This window comes from Cryobacterium sp. PH31-AA6 (assembly GCF_030063195.1).
Classification (GTDB): Bacteria; Actinomycetota; Actinomycetes; order Actinomycetales; family Microbacteriaceae; genus Cryobacterium.
This window is the reverse complement of the sequence record NZ_JASISS010000009.1, coordinates 26,132-41,325: the sequence shown is the minus strand read 5'-3', so window position 1 is coordinate 41,325 and position 15,194 is coordinate 26,132. Positions and strand designations below refer to the sequence as shown.

16 protein-coding genes are annotated in these 15,194 nt (G+C 68.6%); 5 read left to right on the top strand and 11 right to left on the bottom strand.

What is annotated here, in order from left to right:
* Positions 1 to 37: 37 nt before the first annotated feature.
* The 4 genes from QMG61_RS08595 to QMG61_RS08580 all read right to left on the bottom strand — a co-directional run bounded on the left by QMG61_RS08595 (position 38) and on the right by QMG61_RS08580 (position 4,587).
* The gene (locus tag QMG61_RS08595; protein WP_283493929.1) at positions 38 to 871 is read right to left on the bottom strand and encodes an arginase family protein; all 834 of its coding nucleotides are present in this window, start codon (positions 869 to 871) and stop codon (positions 38 to 40) included.
* Positions 872 to 947: 76 nt separating this feature from the next.
* Positions 948 to 1,595, bottom strand: a complete 648-nt coding sequence (locus QMG61_RS08590; protein ID WP_283493928.1) for an NADPH-dependent F420 reductase — start codon at positions 1,593 to 1,595, stop codon at positions 948 to 950.
* Positions 1,596 to 1,664: 69 nt separating this feature from the next.
* On the bottom strand, positions 1,665 to 2,396 hold the full coding sequence (locus QMG61_RS08585) for a PspA/IM30 family protein (RefSeq protein ID WP_283493927.1): 732 nt from the start codon (positions 2,394 to 2,396) through the stop codon (positions 1,665 to 1,667).
* Between the two features lie 124 nt (positions 2,397 to 2,520).
* On the bottom strand, positions 2,521 to 4,587 hold the full coding sequence (locus QMG61_RS08580; RefSeq protein ID WP_283493926.1) for a TPM domain-containing protein: 2,067 nt from the start codon (positions 4,585 to 4,587) through the stop codon (positions 2,521 to 2,523).
* 193 nt (positions 4,588 to 4,780) lie between these two features.
* On the opposite strand from QMG61_RS08580, the gene QMG61_RS08575 reads away from it, so the two are divergent.
* Positions 4,781 to 5,569 (top strand): gamma-glutamyl-gamma-aminobutyrate hydrolase family protein, encoded by a 789-nt coding sequence (locus tag QMG61_RS08575; protein WP_283493925.1) that lies wholly within the window; start codon positions 4,781 to 4,783, stop codon positions 5,567 to 5,569.
* 118 nt (positions 5,570 to 5,687) lie between these two features.
* Complete coding sequence (locus QMG61_RS08570; protein ID WP_283493924.1) at positions 5,688 to 6,533, top strand: aldo/keto reductase; 846 nt, start codon at positions 5,688 to 5,690, stop codon at positions 6,531 to 6,533.
* 4 nt (positions 6,534 to 6,537) lie between these two features.
* Here QMG61_RS08570 and QMG61_RS08565 read toward each other — a convergent pair whose 3' ends face one another.
* Positions 6,538 to 7,755 (bottom strand): trans-sulfuration enzyme family protein, encoded by a 1,218-nt coding sequence (locus tag QMG61_RS08565; protein ID WP_283493923.1) that lies wholly within the window; start codon positions 7,753 to 7,755, stop codon positions 6,538 to 6,540.
* Between the two features lie 153 nt (positions 7,756 to 7,908).
* Between QMG61_RS08565 and QMG61_RS08560 the strand changes: the two genes are divergently transcribed.
* Entirely contained in the window at positions 7,909 to 8,232 is a 324-nt protein-coding gene (locus QMG61_RS08560) for a DUF1294 domain-containing protein (RefSeq protein ID WP_283493922.1), read from the top strand.
* 33 nt (positions 8,233 to 8,265) lie between these two features.
* Here the strand turns inward: QMG61_RS08560 and QMG61_RS08555 are convergent, their stop codons facing one another.
* From QMG61_RS08555 to QMG61_RS08540, 4 genes are all read right to left on the bottom strand, one after another.
* Positions 8,266 to 9,534, bottom strand: a complete 1,269-nt coding sequence (locus QMG61_RS08555) for an HNH endonuclease (RefSeq protein WP_283493921.1) — start codon at positions 9,532 to 9,534, stop codon at positions 8,266 to 8,268.
* A 125-nt stretch (positions 9,535 to 9,659) separates the two neighbouring features.
* Entirely contained in the window at positions 9,660 to 10,232 is a 573-nt protein-coding gene (locus QMG61_RS08550; RefSeq protein WP_283493920.1) for a cysteine hydrolase family protein, read from the bottom strand.
* Between the two features lie 7 nt (positions 10,233 to 10,239).
* Positions 10,240 to 11,007, bottom strand: a complete 768-nt coding sequence (locus QMG61_RS08545; RefSeq protein WP_283493919.1) for a PIG-L deacetylase family protein — start codon at positions 11,005 to 11,007, stop codon at positions 10,240 to 10,242.
* Positions 11,004 to 12,263 (bottom strand): glycosyltransferase, encoded by a 1,260-nt coding sequence (locus QMG61_RS08540; RefSeq protein ID WP_283493918.1) that lies wholly within the window; start codon positions 12,261 to 12,263, stop codon positions 11,004 to 11,006. The genes QMG61_RS08545 and QMG61_RS08540 overlap by 4 nt, the downstream gene beginning before the upstream one ends.
* 53 nt (positions 12,264 to 12,316) lie before the next feature.
* Between QMG61_RS08540 and QMG61_RS08535 the strand changes: the two genes are divergently transcribed.
* Positions 12,317 to 12,835, top strand: coding sequence for a hypothetical protein (locus tag QMG61_RS08535; protein WP_283493917.1), 519 nt, complete (start codon positions 12,317 to 12,319; stop codon positions 12,833 to 12,835).
* On the opposite strand, the gene QMG61_RS08530 is transcribed toward QMG61_RS08535, so the two are convergent.
* Both QMG61_RS08530 and QMG61_RS08525 read right to left on the bottom strand, forming a co-directional pair.
* Positions 12,822 to 13,754: a cytochrome b/b6 domain-containing protein gene (locus QMG61_RS08530; RefSeq protein ID WP_283493916.1), complete on the bottom strand. Its 933-nt coding sequence runs from the start codon at positions 13,752 to 13,754 to the stop codon at positions 12,822 to 12,824. The genes QMG61_RS08535 and QMG61_RS08530 overlap by 14 nt on opposite strands.
* 175 nt (positions 13,755 to 13,929) lie before the next feature.
* Positions 13,930 to 14,850, bottom strand: a complete 921-nt coding sequence (locus tag QMG61_RS08525) for a 5'-3' exonuclease (protein WP_283493993.1) — start codon at positions 14,848 to 14,850, stop codon at positions 13,930 to 13,932.
* A 131-nt stretch (positions 14,851 to 14,981) separates the two neighbouring features.
* On the opposite strand from QMG61_RS08525, the gene QMG61_RS08520 reads away from it, so the two are divergent.
* Positions 14,982 to 15,182, top strand: a complete 201-nt coding sequence (locus tag QMG61_RS08520; RefSeq protein WP_283493915.1) for a hypothetical protein — start codon at positions 14,982 to 14,984, stop codon at positions 15,180 to 15,182.
* Positions 15,183 to 15,194 lie beyond the last annotated feature (12 nt).

The window sequence follows — 15,194 nt, the reverse complement described above, 5'->3', positions numbered from 1 at the left end:
TCCCATGCTACGCGTCGTGCCCCTGAGTAATCCCCGGTCAGCGCGTGAGTGCTCCGATGATCCGGAGGATCGTCGGCAGGTCGTCGTTGGCCGCCTCCGGCGAGGCGGGGGCGAAGCCGGCGATGGTCGCCCCGGCGAGGGTGAACTCCCCCCGCAAGGCGGTGATGGTGCGGTTGAGCGCCTCGACGCTCAACCCGAATGGCATCAGGTCAGCCAGACCGGTGATGGCCGCCGGGTCGAGAACGTCCAGGTCGATGTGCAGGTAGAACGAACTCGCACCGGTCGCGCGCACGGCGGCGAGCAGGGCGTCGGGGGTGTCGAGTTCGTCGACCGAGAGGTTCGTTACTGCGCGGTCTTCGATCAGTTCGGCCTCGGCCGGATCGATGTCCCGTGTCCCGCCGAGGATCACCCGGTCCAGCGGTACCCTGTCGTCTCCGGTCAGCGCCAGACCGTCGGTGCCCTCGCCGGTGATGGCACGCAGGACCATGCCGTCGAACGCACCGGAGGGAGAGGTGTCCGCGGTGTGCAGGTCGGGGTGGGCGTCGAGCCAGACCACGGCGAGGTCGGCCGGATGCTGCCGGGCGGCGTGTTCGACCGACGCGAGGGACACGCCACAGTCGCCGCCGAGCGTCAGCACCGGTGTCGTGGTCGTGCGCAGCGCGGTCGCCAGGCGCTCGCGCACCATCACGAGGGTGGAGAACCGGTCGATCCCGGTGTCCAGTGCGTCGCCCGCCTCGACCGGCACGGGGACTTCCCGCGTCGCGGACGAGGGGAGATCGCCTCGAATGGCCTCCGCCCCGTCGCTCAGGCGCATCGCGCGAGGAGAAATCGAACCCTGCCACTGCGGTACAACAACGAACGTGGGAGCCATACCTTCAGTATGCTCCCCCGTGCTCGCGGTGCGCGAGCACGGGGTGCGCGATTGCGGGGTGCGCGAGTAGGTCGTGCTACTGGTCGCGGTACCGGCGCGCCGCTGCCGTGGCTTCCCTGAGTTCGCTGGCGTTCAGGCGCGGGCCGTAGCCGGGGGTGTCACGTTGGATCCGCCAGCCCTCGGCGAGTGGGCCGAGGTTGACGGTGTCGAAGCCGAACTCATCGAGCAGCGCGGTCACGGTGGCTGAGGCCGCCGTGTCATCGCCGGCGATCACGAGGGCGCGCCGGTTGTCCGAGCCGGCGGGCTGGCCATCCGTGGTCAGGTCGGCCGCGTAGATGTGGTTGAAGGCCTTGACGATGCTCGAGGCGGAGAGCCGGTCCTGCAACAGTTCCGCGGTGGTGGTCGACTCCTCGTCGAGGGCGGCAATATTGCCGTCCCGTCCGGGGTAGTAATTGTTCGTGTCGATGACGACCTTGCCGGCCAGCTCCGCAACGGGCAGAGTGTCGATCTGGTTGAGCGGGATGGTCACGACGACGAGGTCGCCCGCCGCGGCCGTCTCGGTCGCGGTCGTGGCCCTGGCGCGGGGGCCGAGTTCCTCGATGAGGTCGCGCAGGGTTTCCGGCCCTCGCGAATTGCTGATGACGACGTCATAGCCGTTGGCCACGCTGAGTCGTGCGAGCTGGCTGCCGATGTTCCCGGCGCCGATGAGTCCGATTGTTGTCATGCGACCGACAACGACGGGCGCCGGCTGGATGTTCCCGCCGGCGCCCGATTGCCAGGCTTACCTCTCGTGCTACTGCTCGAGCCGGCCGGCGCCGCCCGCCTTGAGGGCGGCCAGGCGGGCGTCGACCTCGGTCAGCTCGCCGAGGTCCTCGAGGCTCTCGAACTGGGCGTCGAGGCTGGACGCGGCCAGCTCGCTGGCGCCGCGGACGCGGGCTTCCTCACGGCGGATCTTGTCCTCGAACCGGGAGACCTCGCTGGTCGGGTCCATGATGTCGATGCTCTTGACGGCATCCATCACCTTCGTCTGCGCCTCCGCGGTCTTGGACCGGGCGACCAGTTCGTTGCGCTTGGAGGCAAGCTGGGTCAGCTTCTCCTTCATCGCGTTGAGGCCGTTCTTGAGCTGTTCGACGACGGCCGACTGGGCCGCGATCTGCGGCTCGGCGATCTTCGCCTCCTTCTCGGACTGAAGCTGGCGGCCGAGCGCCACCTTCGCCAGGCTGTCGAAGCGGTCGGCGTCTGCCGTGGCTCCCGTCGCACGCAGCTCGTCAGCCTTGCGGCTCGCGGCCAGTGCCTTGCCGCCCCACTCGGTGGCCGCCTCCACGTCCTCGCGGTGGTCGTCTTCGAGCAGCCGCAGGTTGCCGATGGTCTCCGCAATCGCGCTCTCCGCGTCGGCGATGCTGTTGGAGTAGTCGCGCACCATCTGGTCGAGCATCTGCTTCGGATCCTCGGCAGAGTCCAGGAGCGAGTTGATGTTGGCCTTCGCCAGCTGGGCGATGCGGCCAAAGATGGACTGTTTTGTCATTGCTGTGTCCTTTCGTGGGATCAGACTGGGGATAGTCCCATTCTGTCGGTGTGTGCCGGTGATCGCATGATCTGGTGAACATGCCGGTTGTGATGGTCAAGCGGCCACGCGGATGCCGCGCGGCTTAGAACCTGCCGCCGCCTCCGCGTCGGGAACGGCTGGCTGCCCCGCCGAATCCGCCGGGAATGCTGAAGCCTCCACCCCCGCCGCGGCGACCGCCGCCTCCGCTTCCCCCGCCGCCGAGGATCGAGTTGATGACGATGCCGCCGAGAATGGCGCCCATCATCCCGCTGCCGCCCTGATTTCCGCCGCCTCCGAAGACGTTGCCGAGGCCGCCGGCCGGCTGGCCGCCCGAGAAACCGTTGACGTCGCTCCGGGCGAGGGCGATGGCGTTGGCGGCCAGGGAGTTGGCCCGCGCGGCGGCGGTGAGGGCGGCATCCGGGTTGACGGCGCTCGCCGCTTCCGCCTCGACCAGGAGACGACCCGCCTCGGCGAGGCGTGTGCGCGCCTCGGCGCCGACCGCACCCCGCCTCGCCGTGATGAAGTCTTCCGCGGCGGACACCTGGGCTCGGGCGGCCAGCAGATTCTGGTTGAGCGCGGCCTGGGCCCGCTGGGCATTCGCGACGGCGTCGCGCACACCCTGCAGGGCCGCGTCCATCCGGGTGTTCGCGGCCTCGAGCGTTTGCATCAGTTCGAGAGGATTGAGCCGCCCGGCCCCGAGCCGGGTGGTGACCGCGTCGACGGTCTGCAGGGTCGCGGCGATCACACCGGGCAGCGCCGCAGAGGCGGGGGTGTTCGTCGGCAGTCCGCGGGCGGTGACCAGGTCGGCCTGCAGCTCGGCGAGGGTCGCTGCCACGCTGACGGACGCGCTCTGCAGATCGGCTCCGAGCCGGTCGACGGCGTCGAGCAGCAACCTGGCCTGGTCGACCGACTCCTCGGCCGCGCGCACGCCCACGACGGCGGCGGAGGTATCGCCGGCGGTGAGGCGCGTGTTGGCCTCGGTCAGGGCAGATCGGGCGAAATCGATCCGTTCCTGCGCCTGACGCGGGTTGTCGGCAACCGTGGCGATCGCGTCGTCGGTGTACCTGGCGGCGAGGGTGGCCAGGGCCGCATCGACCGTGCTGATGCGCGCCTCGATCGCGGCAACCTCCCCGGTGGCCGCGGCCACGGCCTCGGGTGCCTGCCTCTCCAGCTGCCGGAGCTCGTCGAAGTCCTCGGTCTGTTCGTCGAGGACGGTGTTTGCCTGGCCGCACAGGTCGATGATTCCGGCATACCAGGTCCGTTGCTGTTCCTCGGTGTCCGGTTCGGAGTCGTCGAGCTGCTGTTGCAGGGTGAACGCCTCGGTGAGCTGCGCCCTGGCAGTGGCGAGAGCGGTGCGGAAGGCGTCAGTCGTGCCGGCGCCGAATTGGGCGATTGCGAAGCCGAGTTCCTGGTCGCTCGACTTGACCGCGTCATCCGTTTGCACGAGCGCGCTCGCCGCGCGTCGCTTCAGCTCGGCTGTCGACAGGGCTCGCAGGCCGGTCGGCGGAGGCCCGGCCGGCGACAGGGCGCCCTTCCGCCGGCCACGCACGATGAAAAAGACCACGGCACCCGCGAAGAGGAGGGCGATCACGATCAGAATCACCAGGATGAGGCCGGACGATCCGCCGCCGGGCGGGCTGGGGGAGGCATCGCCGGGGGTGATGTCCGGGGCGGTGACGGCCCCGCCCGTGAGACCGGCGGCGAGACCGTTCGCGGCTCCGATGGCCGCGCCGGCCCAGTCGTTGACCCGCAGGGCCGGCTCGATCGCGACGGTCTCGACCTCGCGGAGCTGGGCATCCGTCAGGGCGAAGTCCGGGGCGACCGAAAGCTGGTACTCCCGATCGTTGGTGGCGATGGCCAGCAGGATGTCGTTGGTGCCGAGTCCGTTGTCGTCGGCGGTCGTGTCTGCCCACTGCTGGCGGTCGGCCACCCCGGTGAAGGAGCCGACGTAGACGACGAAGAGGTCGGTTCGCGTGTCGGCGTACAGCTTGTCCAGGGCGGCCGTCACCTCGTCGGTGCGCCCCGCAACGGCGCCGACCTTGTCCGCAATGTGGCTCGCGCCGAATGTGACGGGGTCCTCGGCCCGGGCGGCACCGGGAGCGGCAAGAGCGGGGACGGAGAAGGCGAGCAGCGCCGCCACAACGACAGGGACCAACCACCGAGACCGCATGGGCCCACATCCTCACAAAACCGTCGTTACGCGGGTGTTTCTCGTGCCGAGCATAGAGCGGTGAGGTGTGGTGCGTCTATGAGACCGTCGAGTTGGCACCCCGGCACTGTTTCGCACTGTTACGGGGCCGGTGGCGGGAACCCCGCTGAGTCTCCAGACTGGTGAAACCACAACGATCGAAACGGAGGCGACCATGACCAGGCACTTTTCGCCCGAGTCGGCCTCTGCGTCGGATGCTCCCCGCCTCGCTGTCGTCGAGGTCACCGGTCACCGCCCGGATCGTCCCGCGTACCACGCCAAGGTGCAGGTGCTCAATTCAACGGCCGTCTCCGCTGGGGAACGCGGCGGCTGGCACGTCACCCGCCTCGCGGCGGCCGACATGACGCCGGCAGAGCTGCTTGAGGCGACGGACGGCTGCGATGCCATCCTGATCATGGGCGGCGAGGACATCACGCCCGGGTTCTACGGCGGGGCCGACGGTTACGAGGGGGAGACCCGCCACTACGACCGGGCTGACGAGGGACAGATCGCCCTCGTCCGACGCGCCGTGGAGCGCGAGACTCCGCTGCTGGGCATCTGCCGCGGTCTGCAGATCATCAACGTCGCTCTCGGTGGCGGAATCGTGCAGCACATCGAAGACGGCATCCACCGCAACGTGGATGTGCCGGTCGACCAGATCCTGAGCGAACACCCCGTCGAACTTCTGGGTGGCAGCGGACTGCTGGACAGCCTCGGCTCGGTGGCCGTCTCGGTGCAGAGCGCCCACCATCAGAGCGTCGGAGCGTTGGGCGCCGGTCTGGTTCCCGCGGCCATCGCCCCGGACGGGCTGGTCGAGGCGGTCGAACACGAGTCGGCACCGATCACGGGAGTGCAATGGCACCCCGAGGCGCCGGATGCGCCGGCGCAGCAGCTCCCGCTCCTTCTCGCCGCACTGCAGCGCCAGGTCGCCGGCGCGCGCGTCGCAGACCTTGTGGCGGCCTGACCGTTCGGCCTGACCGTTCGCTGACTATGGGAATGCCGGACGTCCCTCGTGGGGTTGGGGTCAGGGTGGGGTGCGCACCATCCTCGGCGCACCGCCCCGACCGAAGGAGATACCCGGAATGACGACAACAACCTCGGCAGTTCCCACCATTACGTTGAACAACGGGCAGGCGATTCCGCAGCTCGGTTTCGGCGTATTCCAGATCGAGCCGGCCGGCACCAAACGGGCCACTCTTGCAGCCCTCGAGGTCGGCTACCGCCACATCGACACGGCCGAGATGTACGGCAATGAGCAGGGCGTCGGTGAGGCCGTGCGTGAATCCGGCCTCGACCGTTCCGAGGTGTTCGTCACCAGCAAACTCAACAACGGCTTTCACCATCGGGCGGATGCCCTGGCCGCCTTTGACACCAGCCTCGCGACCCTCGGGCTCGACTATCTCGACCTGTTCCTGATCCATTGGCCGCTCCCGGCGGTCGGCGACTTCGTGGAGACCTGGCGGGCCATGGAGGAGATGCTCGCCTCCGGACGTGTCAAGTCCATCGGAGTCTCCAACTTCCAGCGGCACCACCTGCAGCGCCTGTTCGACGAGACCGGTACGGTACCCGCCGTGAACCAGATCGAGGTGCACCCCTACCTGGCTCAGGACGACCTGCGCGCGTTCAACAGCGAGCACGGTATCGCGACCGAGGCCTGGTCGCCGATTGCCCAGGGCAAGGTGCTCGGCGACCCCATCATCACGGCGATCGCCGACCGAATCGGCCGTTCCGCCGCCCAGGTCACCCTGCGTTGGCACCTGCAGCGCGGAGACATCGTCTTCCCGAAGTCGGTTACCCGCAGCCGGGTCGAGGAAAACTTCGCCCTCTTCGACTTCGAGCTCAGCGTTGACGACGTGGCGGCCATCACGGCGTTGAACCGCGACGAGCGCACCGGCCCGAACCCGGACGAGTTCAACTACATTCCGTAACGGTTCACGGGAACGTCGCGGCCAGGGCAGCGGAGAGGTCGGCGACCAGGTCGTCGGCGTCTTCCAGCCCGACCGAAAGACGCAGGTGACCGAACTCGCGGAACTCCGGCGGGTAGGCGGCCACCCTCGGCCCGGACGCGTCGACGTGCACGATCAGGGTCTCGTCGTGGCCGAGCGACACGGCGGAGGTGATCACCCGCAGGTTCGACACGAACCGGTTCTGGGTTGCCGCGTCACCGACAACAGCGAACGCCATCATGCCGCCGAAGCCCCGGCCGAACTGGCGTGCCGCGACGGCATGCTGTGGATGCGACGCCAGCCCCGGGTAGGCGACGTAGGCCACCCTCTGGTCGTCCTCGAGGAACTCCGCGACCAGTTGAGCCGAGGCACAGTGCTGGCGCAAGCGCAACGGCAGGGTGACGGAGCCGCGCATGATCAGCCAGGCATTGAACGGGCTGATTACCCCACCCACGTCGACCATCGCGTCGAGTTTGATCCGCTTGATCAGGTCGGCACGGCCGATGACGGCGCCACCCATCGCGTCGCCATGCCCGTTGATGTACTTCGTCAACGAGTGCACGACGAGGTCGGCACCCAGCGCGAGCGGGCGGAACAGCGGAGGGGGAGTGAAGGTGTTGTCAATCGAGAGCAGAGCGCCGGCCGCGTGGGCGATATCGGCGATGGCCGAGACATCCGTCACCTTGGTCGTCGGGTTGCCGACCGACTCGATGTGCACCAGTCGGGTTGCGGGACGGATCGCAGCCCGCACGGCGTCGAGGTCGGTCGGGTCGACGAAGCTGGCCTGGATGCCGTACTTCTCGGGCAAGAGCTCGGTGAAGAGCCGGAAGACCGCCTCATAGGTCACATCGGCGACGACGACGTGGTCGCCGGTGCGCAACAGTGTGAAGAAGACCGCGTGCAGGGCGGCGACTCCGCTCGCGAGTGCGACGGCATCCTCGCCTCCCTCGAGCACGGCAAGCTTCTGCTGCAGGCCCAGCTGGTTGGCGCCGCTGTTGCGGGTGTACAGGGGAACGTCGGTGCCGGACCAGCTCAGCGCAGCAGGGTCGTCGGGCAGCGCGTAGGAATTCGCCATCACGATGGGCGTGCGCAGCGCACCGGAACCGGTGTCGATCTCGTTGCCGGCATGAACCGACTGGGTGGCGAAACCAAGGCTGCGCGGGTCGTGCTTGTCGGGACGTGTCGGCATTGGCGATGAGGTCATGCCTCCCAACCTACGGTCGCAGGTCATCTCGCGCCGGAACGTTACGCTCGACTCATGGGCCGGGGCAGAACACACACTAGGCAGGCGCCTCGGGGCTCGAAGCGACGATCAGGGTCAGGCGCGGGCGCCTATCTCGCAATACCGGCGTTTCTCGTGGTCTACCTGGTCGTGAACGCGGTTTGGCCGCTGCCGATCTGGGTCGCCGGTGTCTACCTCGCCGCGAGCGTCGGCTGCTTCGTCGCTTATGCGGTTGACAAGTCTGCGGCGACCGCCGGCCGGTGGCGGGTGTCGGAAAGTGCCTTGCTCGTTTGGGGTGTCGTTGGGGGCTGGCCGGGTGCCATCGTCGCCCAGCAGACCCTCCGTCACAAGACGCAGAAGGCGAGCTTCCGGGCGGCATTCTGGGGGACCGTCGTGCTGAACGTGGTGGCCTTCGTCGGGCTCACGGCGATCCTGATGACGGGAGTGCCGGCCGGATAGCGGATCAACACCGGCGTGAGCAGGCTCGGGGCCTCAGAACGGTGCGTCGTCGTAGTCAGCTGCCGCCGGCGCCGGCGGTGGTGGTTCGGTGGGGAGGATGGTGGCTGGTTCGGTGGTGAAGTCGCGCCCGGTGGGTGAGGTCCAGGTGAGGATGCCGCCGGGTTGTTGGGCGACGGTCCAGCGGGTTTGGGTTTTCAGGGCGTGGCTGGCTGTGCAGAGGTGGGCGAGGTTGTCGGCTGCGGTCATGCCCAGCAGCGCCCAGTCATGGGTGTGGTCGAGTTCCGCGTTGCGGGCGGACCGGTTGCAGCCCACGAAGCGGCAGGTTTCGTCGCGGAGGCGGAGGAAGCGGCGCATGCGTTTGGGGACCTTGTATCGGTCTCGGCCGACGGAGAGGATCACCCCGGTTTCGGGGTGGGTGAGTAGCCGGGTGAAGCTCGGCGCCCGCGAGGCGAGGTCCCGGGCCGTGTCGGCGTCGATCGGCCCGTACCCCTCGAGGTAGCCGGGCTCGTCACTGTGGCCCAGGAGCGTCATGACCGGCACGGTCACCTGCACGCTCGCTTTCACTCCCGCGCCCACCCCGGTGGGGGTGACCCCGTCGATCAGCAGGTCGCTGAGCACATCGGTGCGGATCTGGCTGAGCGTGCGCGTTTCGCCCGGGCCCTGCAGGCTGGTGGCGAGGTCGGTGGCCCGGTGGAAGATCGCCTGCACCAGCTCCGCCCCCGTCGTCACGTACAGCGTCGCCATCCCGTCGTGCTCGGGGATCACCCCGCTGGTGCGGTCCCCGATCGACCTCTCCCGCCGGGTGGTGATCGTCTCCGGGTGCAGCCGCTCCCGCAACAGGCGGGCCTTGTGCTTGAGTTTGGCCACGGTCAGAGTCTCCGCCGCGGGCAATAACGCCTGTTCGAAGGCGGCGAGTCCGCCGACCGGGATCGACCAGGACTGTTGCACCACCGTTTGCGCGTGCCGGTAGCTGATCCGCCCCGCCGCCAACGCCGCCCGGGTGCCGGGCAGGTCATCGGCCAGAGCCCGGCTCTCCGCGAGGAGGTTCTCCGCGGTGCGCTCCGGGATCCGCAGGGTGGCGGCCAGCTCGCTGGAGAGCTCGCGTTCGGCGATCTCCTCCCGGGTCCACCGCGCCTGCAGGCTGAGCGGAATCCCCGCGGCGTGCGCGGCGCTGTAGCGGCGGGCCCGGTCGACAGCCTCGGCCCGGGCGGCGAAGCACTGGGCGATCGCCTTCTCGGCTGCCGCGACCGCGTCGAAGAGCCGTCCGAGCTCTTGTTGGGAGGTACTCACCGGGGTGGCCATACCCGAACACTACGACCAGCCACCGACATTCCCAGCCCGCACCATGACGCCAACCGAGGGGTGTGGATAACCTGATCAAACCCACAATGTGGAGGAGTGGATCCCCGCGCGGAAGGGCGCGGAGATCAGACCAGCGGGAGCAGTTCCGCGGTGCTCGTCACCGTGGCGAAACCGCCGGCTTCCAGGTTCAAAGCAGTCATGCGCATCACTTCATCTGCGGTGGCGGACGGTCCTGTCCCGCTCAGCGACGCCAGGCCGAAGGTGCGGGTCGCGTCCAGCGGGACGATCACGTCGTAGCCCAGGTTGCCGCCCATACGGGCCGTGGTTTCCACGCACATGTTGGTCTGGATGCCGCAGATGACGAGCTGGTGGATGCGTTCCCCGCCCAGCCACAGGTGCAGGTCGGGTTCGCCGATGAAGGCCGAGTTGACGTTCTTGGCCACCAGAAGGCTGGCGGGAAGCGCGGCGACGCTCGGCTTGAGCGCATTGCCCGGCTGTCCCGGATGCAGCGACGATCCGGCCTTCGTGCTGTCGTGGCGCACGACGACGATCGGCCGACCGGTGGCAACCCAGGCCGCGGCGAGGGCGTCGACGTTCTTCTCACAGTCGAGATTGCCGGTGGTGCCCCACTCGGACTCGTCGAATCCCTGTTGTACGTCGATGATGACGAGTGCCGCGTTCGTGTCAATGCTGGTCATCCCTCAATCAAACCCCCTTTTGCTGATAATCCTGAGCATCGGCCGGAATGACGCGCAGGCCGATCGAGGTGGTGATGGGCTCCCGCTGCCCGCCGGAGTGCACAATGTCGGCCCCGTCAACGGTCAGCTGGCTGGCGTGGCAGCGAAGGGCCGCGGTCACCGTGGCGAGGTGGTGATCGAGCTCGAACCACTCTTCGGCGGCTGCGGGCTGGTGCAGAATCTCCGCGAAAGTCGTGCCGCTGGCGTGGCAGGCGGCGAGCGTGGCATCGTGCATCCGCACATGGTCAGGGTGACCGTAGCCCCCGCCGCTGTCGTAGCCGATGACGATATCCGGCTTCAGGACCGCGACGAGCGCGGCGACGTCCGCCGTCACGTCATCGAGCGGGGCAATCGCGAGGGCATCGTCATCGACATCGTCGGCCGGCCCGGCCAGACCGGGACGGATCCAGGTCATGCCCGAGTCCAGGTAACGGCGGGGGGATAGACCGGCGGCCCGGGCGGGCGGGTCGCCGAGCCAGAACTGCTCGGAGACTCCGAGTGCGGCCGTGGCCAGCCTTAGTTCCTGTTCACGCGCCGTGGTGAGTGCGGCGGTGCCTTCAAGGCCGGAGAGCGGACCCGCAACGACTTCGCCCCGCTCGCCGCGAGTGGCGGTGAGCAGCGAAACCCGGATGCCCCGCGCGACCAGTTCCGCAATCAGCGCCCCGGTCGAGATGGTCTCATCGTCGGGGTGGGCGTGTACGAAGAGCGCGAACGCGCCCAGGCCCTGCACGCTCACGCGATCGCGAGATGCAAGCGGTTGCCGGCACCGGGGCCGAGGAGTGAGCGGTAGACGACCAGCAGGCCGGCCGCGGACCGGGGCCAGTCGAGGTCTTCCGCGTGCTCGCGCCCCGCGACGGACAGGCGCTGGGCGAGCCCGGGGTCCGACAGGATCGTGGTGACGGCTTCGGCCCAGACCGCCGGGTCGCGCGACTCGAGCACCACCCCGGTGTCGCCGTGCAGAACGGCCTCGCGCAGGCCGCCGGCCGCCGCGGCGACGACGGGCACGCCGCTCGCCGCGCCTTCGAGGGCGACCAGGCCGAAGGTCTCGGAGTGCGAGGGGATGAGCACCACGCGGGCACCGCGCAGCAGGGCGGCCAGGGCGACCCTGGACTGCGGACCGAGGAACCGCACGCCGGATTCGATCCCGTGCCGAGCCGCGAGCGCCTTGAGCTCGTCGACGTACCCGTCGTAGTCGGCCGAGGCGTCCCCGGCGATGACCAGCTCGGGGCGCACCGCGGCAGGGACCGCGGCGATGGCCTCGATCGCGAGGTCGAGGCCTTTCAGAGGCTGAAGCCGGGCGGCCACGATTGCGTAGCCGCGGCCGGGATCGGGGTTAGGAACGTTCGGTCGGAACAGGCAGCCGTCGACGCCGGGCGGCACGATTGCGACCCGGTCCGGCGAGCCGCCGAGGCGGTGGATGACCGTTTCGGCCTCGGCTGCGCTGATTGCCACGACGGCGTCGGATTCGCGAGCGAGCCACGCTTCACCGGCCATCCGCCCAGGGGATTCGGGGCGTTCACCGGCCGACAGTGGGGTGGATTCGTCGGCCGCGATGCTGTGGAAGCTCTGCACATGGGGCACGCCGCGGAGGTCGGCAAGTGGCAGAGCCGCCATGCCGGAGAACCAGTGGTGGGAGTGGTAGATGTCGTAGGGGCCGAGGGTGCTCATCCGCAGCCGGAATTCTTCGATGAACCCCTCGTGGTCGCCCTTGGCCACGGGCTCGGCCGGGCCGGCATCGAGAAATCGCAGGGTGACCCCCGGGGTCAGTTGTACGTCGCCGGACAATTCGAACGACGAGCGGCGGGTCAGGATGTCGACGGTGTGGCCGGCCGCCGCCAGAGCCTCCGCCTGCTGCCGCACGACGACATTCATGCCGCCGGCGTCACCGGATCCCGGCTCTGCTCCCGGCGAGGTGTGCAGGCAGACGAGCGCGATGTGGAGGGAAGGTAACGGGTGAGGCACCAGAAGATCGTAGCCCAGCAAAATCGGCATTCTCTGGGAGGGAGTTTCTCCAGTTGTTCTCGGTCGGCCGATAGGCTGCGCGAATGGGGACCAGGGGAAAGTTTTGGAAGGTCGGCCCGACGATTGCGTTGGCCGTGTCGGTGCTCGTGATCCTGGTCGTGGTCGTGATCATCAGCCAGAACATTCACACGGACAGGCCCACCACCCGTGCCGGAGTGATCGCGGAAGTTCTCGTCGACGTCGATTCGATCGCCGCGACGCTTCCGTCCGGCACCGTGACGACGTCGTCGGACGCGAGCGAGACCGCCGACTGTCCGGACGGAACCGGCGGCGAGGAGATCTCCGTGTCCCGCACGATGACCGTCGGGGCGGACTTCGACAGCTATGCGTGGATCGAGAGCGTCACCGAAAAATATGAAGACCTGGGCTGGAGCGTCACCCTGCGCACGCTGGGCAGCCACGCTAATCTCGCTCTCAAATTCGTCGGCGAGCAGCTGCTGATCTACCGGGTTTCGATCACGAACGACACAGACCCCCAACAGGTCATCATTCGTTCCGTCTCCCGGTGCACCGATCCCGCGGCGGGCATCAGCGGTTCGTGACGGTTCCGCCCAGCGAGGCGACGGCTCGCAGGAAGCGTGGACCGGCCGCGAACCAGGCCAGTACCATCACGACCAGCGACGCGGCGAAGATCCAGAATCCGGTCCAGCCGTCGTCGCTCGTCGCCGCGTACATGTGGTTCAGGTTGCGGAGGGCGCCGGTCGCGAGAACCAGCGTGACGTGCACCACGATGAAGAACAGGAAGAAGACCATTACGCCGACGTGAACGACCTTCGTCGCGGTGATCGGAACCAGCCTGCTGAGTCGGCGCGAGGTCCAGAGCGGTGACAGGCGGATGCCGGTGGCCAGGGCGAGCGGCGCGGCCACGAACACGATGCTGAAGTAGCTCAAGGTCTGCAGGGCGTTGTAGTTCACCCAGCCGTCGCCGACGGGCCAGCCCAGCGAGGCGTACTGGAGCGCGGCGGAGACCGCGTTCGGGAAAATGTCCCAGCTGACCGGCACGATCCGCACCCACTGGCCGGTGGCGAAGAGCAGAACGTAGAACAACACTCCGTTGACCACCCAGAGCAGATCGACGGTGAGATGCAGCCAGGCGTTGATGCCCATTCGGGTGGGGGCTCGCCTCGTGCGCACGAGGCCGGTGTTCCGGCGGGTCCAGAACGCTGTCGGACGTCCGGCCGTGCGGATCTGCCAGCCCGAGCGCACGATGAAGAGGAGGAAGAATACGTTCAGGCCGTGCTGCCAGGCGAGCCAGGCGGGGAATCCGACGGGGGCCCCGGCCGGCAGCGGTGAGGTGCCCGGGTAGTCGGCCAGGAAGGACTGGGCATCGGGCAGGGCGCGAATGCCCCTGGCCGCGAGCACGACCGCGGCGAGGGCGAGGATCGCGAGGGGGAGCGCCCAGGCCAGCTTCAACCAGGTGCTGCGGCCGAAGCCCAGCAGCCCGGGGCTCTCGGCCGTCACCGCTCGCCCTCCGGGGCGATCTCGTTGCGCGGCATGCGGTGGCGGCTCTCTGGTCGGCGGGTGCGGGGGACTGTCGTCGGGCGGATCACCGCCCATGCCATCATCGACCATTTCGACTTCGGTGGTGCGAGCGGGGCGTAAAGCAACGAAATCTGGCCTGTCGGGCTGGGCTCAGCTACGCCCGTGCGGCCAGGGCTACTCGAGCGCGCTCCAACGACGACCCGAGCCCCCACTCGGTGGCCAGCCGGTGCAGTTCGGCCGTGCGCTCTGGAGTACCGAACCGGATGCGGGCGTCGAAGCCGGGCAGCTCGAGATCGCGGACGACCTTCACCACTGCCGGGGCCACCGTCAGGTAGTCGGCGGCAGCGAGCATCCTGGCGCGCACGGATGCTGCCATCACGGATGCAGGGTCCGCGGCAGCCGCGACGATCCCGTCAAGGCTGCCGTAGCTGGACAGGAGCGAGGCGGCGGTTTTTTCTCCCACGCCGGGCACGCCGGGCAGACCATCCGACGCGTCCCCGCGCAGGGCCGCGAAGTCCGCATACTGTGCCGGGGTGACTCCGTACCTGGCCTCGAGCGCGGCATCCGTCAGCGCCTCCAGCCTGGCCATACCGCGACCGGTATAAATCACCCGGACCTCGCGAGAGTCGTCGATCAGCTGGAAGAGGTCGCGGTCACCGGTGACGACATCCACGGGGTGCGGCGAGTTCGAGGCTAGCGTGCCGATCACGTCGTCCGCCTCGTGCCGCGGGGCGCCGATCACCGGGATCCCGAGCGCGCCGAGCACCTCGCGGATGACCGCGATCTGCGGTGTGAGCAGGTCCGGTACCTCCTCGATCGGATGGCCGTCATCGACCGGCTGGATCGCTGCGACCCGGTGGCTCTTGTAGGTGGGGATGAGGTCCACGCGCCACTGCGGTCGCCAGTCGTCGTCCCAGCACGCCACGATCTCGCTCGGCTGGAACTCCGTGACGAGCCCGGCGATCATGTCGAGCAGCCCGCGAACGGCGTTCACGGGCATCCCGTTCGGCGCGTGCACGGTGTCGGGAACTCCGTGGAACGCACGGAAGTACAGTCCGGCGGTGTCGAGGAGCATGCGGCGTTCACGGTGATCGGTCACGGCGGCATCATGCCACACTGCGGCCCGCCCGGGGTGTCGTAGGCCGGGCGCTCCGGCTAGCCTGGTGGCGACGGAGTGGCTGCGAATGTGGGGAAGCGGAGGATCGGATGGCGACGGATGGTCGTGGACGGGTGATCGTGCGAGAAGGCCCGCTGGGTTTCGTATTCCTTCTGGCGTATATCGGAGCCGCCATCTACTTCGTGTCGTTGTCGAACGGCACATTCTGGGGCGTCATCCTGGGGCTGCTCCAGGCAATCGTGTGGCCGGCCTACGTCGTCTACCACCTGCTGGTTTTGCTCGGAGCGTGACCACTGCGGTTT